Below are 11,199 nucleotides of genomic sequence, written 5' to 3'. Positions count from 1 at the left end.
CACAAGGACCGGGACCACGACCGGGACCGTGACCGCGACCGCGACCACAAGGACCGCGACCACGACCGGGACCGTGACCGGGACCGCGACCGCGACCGCGACCACAAGGACCGGGACTACTGGGACCGGCACGACGGCTGGGACCACAAGGACCGGGACCACGACCGGGACCGTGACCGCGACCGCGACCACAAGGACCGGGACTACGACCGGGACCGCGACCGCGACCGCGACCGGGACCGCGACCGGGACCGGGACCGCGACCGCGACCACAAGGACCGGGACTACGACTTCGTCTACTACGGCGAGGCCAAGGTCGACAAGGACGCCCGTCCCGGCGAATACGAGCTCAAGGGCTCGTGCGGCGAGGGCAAGCTGGTGGTCCTGCCCAAGGGTGGCGTGGACGGCGGCGACGGTGGCATGGCCACCACCGGGGCCGACCGTGAGATGGCCGCCACTGGTGCGGGCATGATCGGCGCGGCCGCCCTCGGTGGCATCGTGCTGATGCGGCGTCGTCGGGCCAATGGGCTCGTCTGATCTGACGGCGACACGGGCCGGCGGCCGTCACGGGAAACCGTGGCGCGCCGCCGGCGCGGCCGTCGTCGTCCTGCTGGCCATGGGCGGTGCCGGGATGATCGGCGCGTCGCTGCGCACCGTTCCCCCGCCCCGCCCGCCGCAACCGGCGGCCCAGGCCACTCCCCAGGGAACTCCCCAGGCCACTCCCCAGGGCAATCCCCTGGCCACCGCGCCGGTCACCGACGGTGATCTGGGCGGCCCATCCCCCGCTGACGGGCCGGCCGTCGCGCCGCTCGCCCGGTCCGCACCCACCACCATCTCCATCCCCCGCATCGGGGTGGACGCCGAGGTCATGGCACTGGGCACCAACCCCGACGGCACCGTCCAGGTGCCTCCGCTGGACCAGGCCCAGCGCGCCGGCTGGTACGAACCCGGCTCCAGCCCCGGCGAGGCCGGTAACGCCGTGATCGTCGGGCACGTCGACTCGGTGCACCTCGGCCCGGCCGTCTTCTTCGAGCTGGGTTCCATGCAGCGGGGAGACCTCATCACGGTGGCCCGCACCGACGGGACGAAGGCGACCTTCATCGTCGACGAGGTGACGTCGTACCCGAAGACGGCCTTCCCCACGGAACGGGTCTACGGCCCGAGCGACCGACCGGGGCTACGGGTGGTCACCTGCGGTGGCACCTTCGACAAGGCCTCCGCCAGCTACCTGAGCAACGTGGTCGTCTACGCCACGATGACCGCCTGAAGCGCCGGGACACATCTGCGGCGGGCCGGGAACACCCGGCCCGCCGCAGGCACGTGCACGGTCAGGCCGCGGCGGAGGTTCGCACCAGGGTGCGGATCTGGCGCAGCAGCACCGAAAGGGCGGCGAGGTCCGCCCGCGACTCGTCGAACTCACCCATCGCCCGGCGGGCCCGGTGGATGGAGGTGGCGTTCGACTCCTCCCACTCCTGCACCCGCTCGTGTGGGGGCAGGCTGTCCGCGGTGGAGCCGAGGACCTCCGCGGTGAGCGCGGCCAACGCGGCGTACAGGTCGTAGCGCAGCGCCATCCGGGCCAGCGTCTGCCAGCGGTCCTCCCGCGGCAGCAGGGAGATCTTCGACAGCAGCGAGTCGACCCGGAACAGGTCGGAGAGGACGAAGTAGACCGAGGCCACCTCGCCGACGTCCCGTCCGGTGGTGGTGGCGGTCTCCACCACGTCCAGCAGGCCGAAGCTGTACATCAGCCGGGTCGCCTGCTCGGCCAGCTCGCGCGGCAGCCCCTTGGCGGACATCGAGTCGATGTGCGCCGCCAGCGACTCGCGCTCGCTGCCGTAGAACCGCTCCTCCAGGTTCGGCAGGAGTCGGGCCACCCCGTCCCGCAGCCGGGCGATCTCGGCCGGCACGTCGATCGGCGAGCGCCGGTTGGTGACCAGCCAGCGCACCGCCCGGTCGACCAGCCGACGGGTGTCCAGGTAGACGCTGGTCTGCAACTCCGGGGAGATCTTGTTGTCCAGCGCCTCCACGGCGTCCCAGAGCTGGCCCAGCCCGAAGACCTCGCGGACCACGACGTACGCCCGGATCACGTCCGCCGCGGACGCCGCGGTCTCCTCGACCACCCGGAAGACGAACGAGATGCCGCCCCGGTTGATGGCCTCGTTGACCAGCACGGTGGTGACGATCTCGCGCCGCAGCCGGTGCTGGGACATCCGGTCCGCGAAGCGCTGCCGCATCGGGGTCGGGAAGTAGTTGACCAGGATGTCGGTCGTCCACTCCTCGTCGGCCAGGCCCTCGGCCAGGATCTCCCGCTCGAGCACGATCTTCACGTACGCGAGCAGCACCGCGAACTCCGGCGCGGTCAGCCCCGACTCGGTGCGGACCGCCAGCTCCTCGTCCGGCGGCAGCGCCTCCAGCGCGCGGTCGAGCTGACCGGCCCGCTCCAGCTCGTTGATCATCCGGCGGTGCACCGGGAGCAGCGAACTGGCCTGGGCCTGGGCGTTGTTGATCGCCCGCGCCTGGTCGTAGTTGTCCCGCAGCACCAGCTCGGCGACCTCGTCGGTCATCTGGGCGAGCAGATCGTCCCGTTCGGGGACGTCCAGCGCGCCGTCGGCGACCGCCGTGTTGAGCAGGATCTTGATGTTCACCTCGTGGTCGGAGCAGTCCACGCCGGCCGCGTTGTCGATGAAGTCGGTGTAGATCCGCCCGCCCGTCAGGGCGTACTCGATCCGGCCGAGCTGGGTGCAGCCCAGGTTGCCGCCCTCGCCGACCACCCGGCAGCGCAGGCTCTTGCCGTCCACCCGGATCGCGTCGTTGGACTTGTCGCCCACCTCGGCGTTGGTCTGGCTCGACGCCTTCACGTACGTGCCGATGCCGCCGTTCCAGAACAGGTCCACCGGCGCGGTGAGGATCGCCTTCATCAGCTCCTGCGGGCTGAGCTGCGTGACGTCGTCGTCCAGCCCGATGGCCGCGCGGACCTGCGGCGTGATCGGGATCGACTTCGCGGTACGCGGGAAGATCCCGCCGCCCTCCGAGATCAGCTTGCGGTCGTAGTCCTCCCAGGACGACCGGGGCAGGTCGAACAGCCGCTTGCGCTCGGCGTACGAACTGGCGGCGTCCGGGTCCGGGTCGAGGAAGATGTGCCGGTGGTCGAAGGCGGCCACCAACCGGATGTGCTCGGAGAGCAGCATCCCGTTGCCGAACACGTCGCCGGACATGTCGCCGACGCCGACCACCGTGAAGTCCTGGGTCTGCGTGTCGTGGCCCATCTCCCGGAAGTGCCGCTTCACCGACTCCCAGGCGCCCCGGGCGGTGATGCCCATCTTCTTGTGGTCGTAGCCGGCCGAACCGCCGGAGGCGAACGCGTCGCCCAGCCAGAAGTTGTGCGCGGCCGAGATCTCGTTGGCGACGTCGGAGAACGTCGCGGTGCCCTTGTCCGCCGCCACCACCAGGTACGGGTCGTCGTCGTCGTGCCGCACCACATCGGTCGGGGGCACGATCTCACCGGCGGAGATGTTGTCGGTGACATCGAGCATCGCGCCGACGAACTCCTTGTAGCAGGCGACGGCCTCGTCCCGGTCCCCCGGCTTCTGCTTGAGCACGAAGCCGCCCTTCGCGCCCACCGGCACGATCACGGCGTTCTTCACCATCTGCGCCTTGACCAGGCCCAGCACCTCGGTGCGGAAGTCCTCCCGCCGGTCGGACCAGCGCAACCCGCCGCGGGCCACCGGCCCGAACCGCAGGTGCACAGCTTCGAACCGGGGCGAGTAGACGAAGATCTCGAACTTCGGCCGGGGCGCCGGCAGGTCGGGAATCGCCTGCGGGTCCAGCTTGAAGGCGACGTACGACTTCGGCCGACCGCCGACCGGCTTCTGGTAGAAGCTGGTCCGCAGGGTGGCCTGGATCATGGTCAGGTACGCCCGCAGGATGCGGTCCTGGTCCAGGCTGGCCACGTCGTCGAGGGCCGCGCCGATCGCGGTGACGAGCTCGTCGCCGCGCTGCCGGCGCTCCTGCATGCTCATCGGACCCGGAGCGAACCGCACCTCGAAGAGCTCGACCAGCAGCGCCGCGATCTTCGGGTACGCGATGAAGGTCTGCTCCATGTAGTCCTGGGAGAAGACGGTGCCGGCCTGGCGCATGTACTTCGCGTAGGCGCGCAGCACCACCACCTGCCGCCAGGTGAGGCCACCGCGCAGCACCAGCTCGTTGAAGCCGTCCACCTCGGCCTCGCCCCGCCACGCCGCGGCGAACGCGTTCTCCACGTGCGGGCGCACCTCGGCCAGCTCCTGGTGCGCCTCGGGCAGGCGCAGACCGAAGTCGTAGAGGAAGACCCGGCCGTCGACCCGGTCCACCTCGTACGGGTGCTCGTCGACCACCCGGACGCCGAGCGAGTGCAGCACCGGCAGCACGGCGGAGAGCATCATCGGCTCGCCGTACCGGTAGACCTTGAACCGGACGTCCATCGTCTCGTCGACGACGGCGCCCCGCAGGCTGGTCCGCGGTGCCAACTGCTTGCGGAACAGGTGCATCTCCAGCTGGCCGGGCTCCTCCAGCAGCTCCAGCTTGGCCAGGTCCTTCATCGCCTCGTACGGCGTGTGCCCGTCCTTGTAGCCCTCGGGGAACGCGTCGGCGTACCGGCTGAACAGGTGCTTGGCCTGCTCGTCGCCGAGCTTGCGCTCCAGCACCAGCCGGTAGTCGTCGTCCCAGAGCCGGGTGGCGTCGGCCAGCTCCTCGGCGAGCAGGTCGGCGTCGATGTCGCCGGGCGGGTTGGCCGGGTCGGTCCGGACGATGAAGTGCACCCGGGCCAGCATCGACTCGGTCACCCGGGTGGTGTAGTCCACCCCGACACCGTTCAGCTCACGCAGCAGGATGTCCTGCATGCGCAGCCGGTTCTGAGTGGTGAACCGGTCCCGGGGCAGGTAGATCAGGCAGGAGATGAACCGCCCGTACGCGTCCCGGCGCAGGAAGACCCGCAGCTGCCGGCGACCGGCCATCCGCAGGACACCGATCACCGCTTGGTACAGGTCGTCGGTCTTGATCTGGAACAGCTCGTCGCGCGGGTAGGTCTCCAGGATCTGGAGCAGGTCCTTGCCGGAGTGGCTGCGCTGGCTCAGCCCGGAGCGGTCCAGCACCTCGGCCACCTTGCGGCGGACCACGGGCAGCTCGCGGACGCTGGTCCGGTACGCCGCGGTCGAGAAGAGGCCCAGGAAGCGCCGCTCACCGACCACCTCGCCGGCCTCGTTGAAGATCTTGAAGCCGATGTAGTCCAGGTACGCCGACCGGTGCACGGTCGCCCGGGAGTTCGCCTTGGTGATGATCAGCAGACGCTTCTCCATCACCTTCTCGTGCGCCTCGGGGGTCATCGACGACAGCGTCCGGACCTCCGGTGAGTCGGAGCGCAGGATGCCCAGCCCGGTGCCGAGCACCGCCTCCAGCGCCGGACCGCCCTCGCCCGACTCGTCCACCAGCCGGTACTCCCGGTAGCCGAGGAAGGTGAAGTGGTCGTGGGCCAGCCAGCGGAGCAGCTCCACCGAGTCGGTGATGTCCTTCTCCGGCACCGGTGGGCGGTTGTCCGAGGTCCGCGCGGCGGCCAGGTCGTCGGCGAGGGCCAGGGCGCGCTGGCGCATCTTCGGCCAGTCCTCGACGGCCTCCCGGACGTCGGTGAGCACCCGCTGCAACTCGCGGCGCAACTGCTCGCGGTGACCGGCGTCGCGGACCGGGTCGATCTCGACCCGCATCCAGCTCTCGACCAGATCGCCGGCGATCGCGTCGTCGGGCTCCACGTCGGCGGCGACCTCGGTGAGCCGGCCCAGCGGCTCCCGCCGGACCACCACCAACGGGTGCACCAGCAGATGGACGTCGAGGTGGTGGGCGTTGAGCAGGGCGGTCACCGAGTCGACCAGGAACGGCATGTCGTCGGTGACGATCTCGATCACGGTGTGGTGCTGCTCGGCGTGGGGCTCGTGGATGCGGAGCTTCAGCTCCCCCGGTACCCGCTGCTGGGCCAGGTCGCGGTGCGCCCGGGCCGCTTCGAGCATCTCCTCCGCGGTGAACCCGATCAGCTCCTCGTCCGGCGCGAACCGCCAGAACCGGCCCACCAGGGCCGCCGCGTCGTGATCCTCACCGGCCAACGCCATCGCCTGGGCGACCAGGCGCTCCGCGTTGGGTACCGGCTCGTCGAGCTCCGCGTCCTCCACGTCGTCGCCGAGGGCCTCGGCGGGATGCCCCAGCTCGTAGAGGGTGTCGATACTCGAACCGGTCCTGCCGGTCACTCCTGTGTCGAGTCGGCCGGGGCCGTCCCCGTCGGTCGCCGAATCGAAGTTGTCGTCCCGGCCGGTGTCAGCCTGCCGGAGGTCGGGTCCCGGTTTGAACGCCGGACGCCGGTCCATCGGTGCCACTCCCCTCGACCCACCGCGTTGTGGGTCACTCTGCCGCTCAGCCTAGGCCCTGCCGTTCGACACGTTCGTCGGCGGACCACCAGCCGGACGTCCGGTTCGGGACTTTGTCCTTTCACCCGTTGCAGATCCACGGTCGGCCGGTCGCGGAGTACCCGGACTCGCGATGTTCATCACACTCCCGCAGCTCCGTCTTCGCCGCAGCGTGCGGCCCTGCGGGACAGTGCCGCAGGCGCGGGCGTACTAGCGTGCAGGGCGGACCCGAGATCGCGGAGGTAAGGCTCCATGCCCCTGTCGTACCCATACCGCCGTCACCGTACGCACCTCCCGCGGGTCCTCGCGGCGCTGACCGCCACCGTGCTGACGGCCGGCGGGCTGGTCGGCTGCTCCGACGGCGAGGGGCCGGAGGGCAGCGTGGACGCCTTCCTCACCGGCTGGCGCTCCGGGGACCTCAACGCGGTCGGCTTCATCGACCCGACCGGCGCCCGGGTGCCGGCCACCGAGGTCGCCCAGGAGCTCAAGGCGCTTACCGGGGAGCTGGCCGCCACCCCGCCCACGCTGCGCCGCTCCGGCGAGGCCGAGATCACCAAGGACATCGCCACCGCGAAGATCCGGGTGGAGTGGGCGTTGCCGGGCCAGACCACCTGGGCGTACGACCGGCCGGTGCGGCTGCGCCGCGCCGGCGGCGACCAGTGGCAGGTGATCTGGGAGCCGCAACTGGTGCACGAGCAGCTCACCGAGGGCGACCGGTTGGCGCTGCGCCGCGACGCGAGCCCCCGCGCCGGCGTCCTGGACGGGGCGGGCCAGCCGATCGTGGCCCCCCGGCCGGTGGTCCGGGTCGGGCTGCACCCCCGGGAGGTCACCGACGTACCCGCCCTGGTGAAGCAGCTCGACGCCGCCTTCAAGGCGGTCAAGCCGCCGATCACTCCTCCGGTGGACCTCTCCGACCTGCCGAAACGACTCAAAGAGGCCGATCCGGAGGCCTTCGTGGAAGTGGTGACGCTGCGGGACGAGGCGTACCGGCAGATCCGCTCGCGCATCCACGACCTGCCCGGCACCCTGTTCCCGACCGACAAGCTGGACCTGGCCCCCACCCGGGAGTTCGCCCGGGCCCTGCTCGGCACGGTCGACCCGGCCCGGGCCGACGACCTCGCCGCCCACCCCGACCGGTACGTCCAGGGTGATCTCGTCGGCCACGGCGGTCTCCAGGGCCGTTACGACGACCGGCTGCGCGGCGTCCCCGGCCTCACCGTCGTCACCACGCGTCCGGGCCCCGACGGCAAGCTGGCGCCGACCGGCACGGAGCTGTTCCGCCGCGAGCCGAAACCCGGGCAGGCGCTGCGGACCACCCTGGACGTGGCCACCCAGAACGCGGCCGACGCCGCCCTGCGCGGCGAGAAGCGGCGCTCCGCCCTGGTCGCCGTACGGATCAGCGACGGCGCGGTGCTCGCCGTGGCCAACGGCCCGGGCGCGGCCGGGGAGAACCTGGCGTTCACCGCACAGGTGCCCCCGGGCTCCACCTTCAAGATGGTGAGCGCCCTCGGCCTGCTGGACCGTGGCGCCGTCACCGCGGACGCCATCGTGGACTGCCCGAAGAACGTCTCCGTGGAGGGCCGCCAGTTCAAGAACTCCGACGACTTCGTCCTCGGCAAGGTGCCGTTCCGGACGGACTTCGCCAAGTCCTGCAACACCGCCTTCGCCTCGCTGGCGGCGCAGCTCGGCCCCGACGGGCTCGCCCAGACCGCCCGTACCCTCGGCCTGGAGGGCAGCTGGGACCTCGGTGCGGAGGTCTTCACCGGCAAGGTCTCCGCCAACGGCCCCCCGGTCGAGCAGGCCGCCGCGGCCATCGGCCAGGGCACCACCGTGGTCAGCCCGCTGGCCATGGCCGGCGCCACCGCCGCCGTGGCCCGGGGCCGCTGGGAGCAGCCGAAGCTGGTGTCGGACCCGGCCCCGACCAAGCCGGCGGAGCCCGGCCCGCAGCTCAAGGCCGCGGCGGTGGAGCCGCTGCGGGCGATGATGCGCGAGGTGGTCACCGCCGGCACCGCGAAGGCCCTCGCCGACGTGCCGGGCGGCCCGGTGCACGGCAAGACCGGCACCGCCGAGTACGACAACAACCCGAAGAACACCCACGCCTGGTTCGTGGGCTGGCAGGGCGACGTCGCGTTCGCCGTCTTCGTCGAGCGGGGCGGGTCGAGCACCGACAGCGCGGTCCCGATCACCGAGCGCTTCCTCCGCGCCCTCCGCTGACCCGCCCCTCCAGACCCGCCGGCCGAACGACTGCCGGTCACCCCGTTTGCGGCGGGTCGGGGTGTCCGCCCGCCGGGATACCCCGACCCGCCGCAAACGGAGTCGATCATGCGGGCGGCACCGTCGGGACCGGCCCGGGCAGGGTGGCCGCACGGCAGCGCGCGGATGGCCGCAGGGCCGGAGGCGGAGCCGTCAGGCGATGCCGGCGGACGACGACGGGCCGTCCTCCGACGCCCCGTCCTCCTCGGCGCGGGGCACCCGGCGGAGCAGGCCGGGCCCGACGGCGGCGGGCGGTCCGACCGGCTCGACGGCGACCGCCGGCACCGGCGTCTCCCCCGGCGCCGGCGCGAGGTCCCCGGCCACGAGGACTCCCGGGCCCGGCATCGGCTCCCCCGTCGCCGGCCCGGTCGGCCCGACCGTCGTGCCGGGCACGGGGGTGCCGGCCAACGGCGAGCCCGGCCCCGAACGGTCGGCCGCGCCGGCGCCGTTGTCGGACGGGGTGGCCGCACCGACGAGGAGCCCCGGCCCGACGGAGCGGACGCGCTGCGGCGGCGGGGCCGACGGCAGCAGCCGGGGCGGCACCGCCCCCGGTGCGGAGACCGGGGCCAGCCCGGCCACGACGGTGTTGACGATCTCGGCGGCGTACGAGCCGTCCGGGTCGTAGTCGGGGTCGAAGACGGTCAGCTCGACGCCGAGGCAGTGCGGGGTGTCCACCAGGCCGGCGAGCAGGATCTCCAGCTCGGCGAAGGCGATCCCGCCCGGGTCGGGCGCGTCGACGGCCGGCATCACGGCCGGGTCGAGCACGTCCACGTCGATGTGCACCCAGTAGCCGGCGCAGTCGGCGAGCTGCTCGTGCGCCCACTGGGCGGTCCGGGCGGCGCCCTCGGCGCGCAGCGCCGGCACCGGCCGGGTGGTGATGCCGGCGGCCTGGAGGTCGAGGCGGTACTCGTCCTGCGCGCGGATGCCGAGCACGACCACGTCGATGTCCCGGAAGTAGGGCCGTCGTCCCTCGATGGCGGCCAGGTCGGCCTGTCCCCGCCCGGTCACCAGGGCGAGGTCCTCCCCCGCCGCCGCGCCCACGTAGGAGGCGTTGCCGGGGTGCCGGAAGTCGGAGTGGCCGTCGACGAAGACCAGCCCGATCCGCCCGCCGACCGCCTCGCCCAGCCGGTGCATGGCCAACGCCGAGCCGAGCAGCACCGAGCAGTCCCCGCCGAGCACCAGCGGGAACTCGCCCCGGTCGATGATCTCGCCGATCCGGTCGGCGAGGGTCAGCGAGTAGCCGGAGATCTCCCGGGCGTGGCAGACGCCGTCGCCGGGCCGCCAGTCGCCCGGGTCGTACCGGGGCGGGGTGAGGCAGCCCGCGTCGCGGGCCCGCAGCCGGGCGAGCAGCCCCTGGTCACGCAGCGCGCCGGGCGCCTTGGCGCAGCCGGGCACGGAGGTGGACGTGGGTGGTCGCAGACCCAGGTTCGTCGGCGCGTCGAGGACGGCGATCCGGCGCATCATGGGCTCCCGTCCTCGGTGGTCGGGCGGGCCGGCCGGAACGCCGGCCCGCGCTGGCGTACTGGGAACTCAGAACAGTGCGCTGGCCAGGGCCCGTCGGGCCGACGCGACCGCGGGGTCGTCCGGGCCGGCGATGGTGAAGAGCGAGACCAGGTGCTGGCGTACCTTTTCCCGGTCGTCGCCGGAGGTCCGGCGGACCAGGCCCACCAGGCGGGCGTACGCCTGGTCGGCCAGGCCGCTGAGCACCTCGATGTCGGCGGCGAGCAGCTGGGCCTCGACGTCGTCGGGGGCGGCCTGCGCGGCGGCGACCGCCGCCTGGGGGTCGACGCCGGCGACCCGGCGGGCGACCCCGACCTGGGCCAGGCCGGCCTCGGCCGCGGCGTCCGCGGGGGCGTCGGCCAGGATCTTCCGGTACGCCCGCTCGGCGGCGTCCAGGTCGCCGCTCATCAGGGCGTCGTCGGCCTCGTCGAGGCGCGGGTCCTCCGGCTCGGCGACGCTCACGCCACCGGCCTTGAGTACCGCCTGGATCCACTGCCGCAGCTGGGCCTCCGGCACCACGCCGGAGAAGGCGTCGACCGGCTGCCCGCCGACCACCGCGTAGACCATCGGGATGCCCTGCACCCGGAACATCTGGGCGATGCGGGGGTTGGCGTCCACGTCGACCTTGGCGAGCACCCAGGCCCCGCCGCCCTCGGCGGCGAGCCGCTCGAGCACCGGGCTGAGCTGCTTGCAGGGCTCGCACCACTCGGCCCAGAAGTCCACGACCACCGGTGTGCTCAGCGAACGTTCGAGGACCTCGGACTGGAAGGTGGCCTCGGTCACGTCGATCACGGCGACGCCGCCACCTGCGGCGGGGCCGCCCGGTAGACCGGCGGGCGGGCCGGCCTGGGTCGGTGTGGCGGGGCGGGTGGGGGCCGGTGCGGTGCTGCGCAGCGCGCTGAGGTCGACCGCGCCGCGGGTGAAGATCGACGAGGTGATCCGTGGGTCGCTCATGGTTACCTAGTCTCGCACGTGTCCCGCTGAACTCAGATCAACCGCGACGGCGACAGTTGCAACTCTCACC

6 protein-coding genes are annotated in these 11,199 nt (G+C 72.7%); 3 read left to right on the top strand and 3 right to left on the bottom strand.

Annotated elements, in window-relative coordinates; all coding sequences use genetic code 11:
- Both V6U79_RS12535 and V6U79_RS12530 read left to right on the top strand, forming a co-directional pair.
- Positions 1–537 (top strand): GVDTG sorting domain-containing protein (locus V6U79_RS12535; protein WP_503629759.1); only part of this gene is annotated, 537 nt, incomplete at its 5' end.
- A 1-nt stretch (position 538) separates the two neighbouring features.
- Complete coding sequence (locus V6U79_RS12530) at positions 539–1,267, top strand: class F sortase (RefSeq protein ID WP_334614753.1); 729 nt, start codon at positions 539–541, stop codon at positions 1,265–1,267.
- Between the two features lie 61 nt (positions 1,268–1,328).
- Here the strand turns inward: V6U79_RS12530 and V6U79_RS12525 are convergent, their stop codons facing one another.
- Entirely contained in the window at positions 1,329–6,383 is a 5,055-nt protein-coding gene (locus V6U79_RS12525; RefSeq protein WP_334614752.1) for an NAD-glutamate dehydrogenase, read from the bottom strand.
- Between the two features lie 291 nt (positions 6,384–6,674).
- Between V6U79_RS12525 and V6U79_RS12520 the strand changes: the two genes are divergently transcribed.
- Positions 6,675–8,636, top strand: a complete 1,962-nt coding sequence (locus V6U79_RS12520) for a penicillin-binding transpeptidase domain-containing protein (protein ID WP_334614751.1) — start codon at positions 6,675–6,677, stop codon at positions 8,634–8,636.
- Between the two features lie 192 nt (positions 8,637–8,828).
- Here the strand turns inward: V6U79_RS12520 and V6U79_RS12515 are convergent, their stop codons facing one another.
- Positions 8,829–10,139 (bottom strand): arginase family protein, encoded by a 1,311-nt coding sequence (locus tag V6U79_RS12515; protein WP_334614750.1) that lies wholly within the window; start codon positions 10,137–10,139, stop codon positions 8,829–8,831.
- Between the two features lie 66 nt (positions 10,140–10,205).
- A complete protein-coding gene (locus V6U79_RS12510) occupies positions 10,206–11,129 on the bottom strand; it encodes a tetratricopeptide repeat protein (RefSeq protein WP_334526524.1) in 924 nt (307 codons plus the stop codon).
- Positions 11,130–11,199: the final 70 nt, after the last annotated feature.

It is taken from the genome of Micromonospora psammae (assembly GCF_036902725.1).
Lineage (GTDB): Bacteria > Actinomycetota > Actinomycetes > Mycobacteriales > Micromonosporaceae > Micromonospora.
The sequence above is the reverse complement of the archived record's forward strand: the minus strand, read 5'-3'. Positions and strand labels throughout refer to the sequence as shown.

Bases quoted from the DNA above. Each gene is read 5' to 3' on its own strand.
- V6U79_RS12515 (WP_334614750.1), bottom strand. From the start codon at position 10,139: ATGATGCGCCGGATCGCCGTCCTCGACGCGCCGACGAACCTGGGTCTG.
- V6U79_RS12525 (WP_334614752.1), bottom strand. From the start codon at position 6,383: ATGGACCGGCGTCCGGCGTTCAAACCGGGACCCGACCTCCGGCAGGCT.
- V6U79_RS12520 (WP_334614751.1), top strand. From the start codon at position 6,675: ATGCCCCTGTCGTACCCATACCGCCGTCACCGTACGCACCTCCCGCGG.
- V6U79_RS12510 (WP_334526524.1), bottom strand. From the start codon at position 11,129: ATGAGCGACCCACGGATCACCTCGTCGATCTTCACCCGCGGCGCGGTC.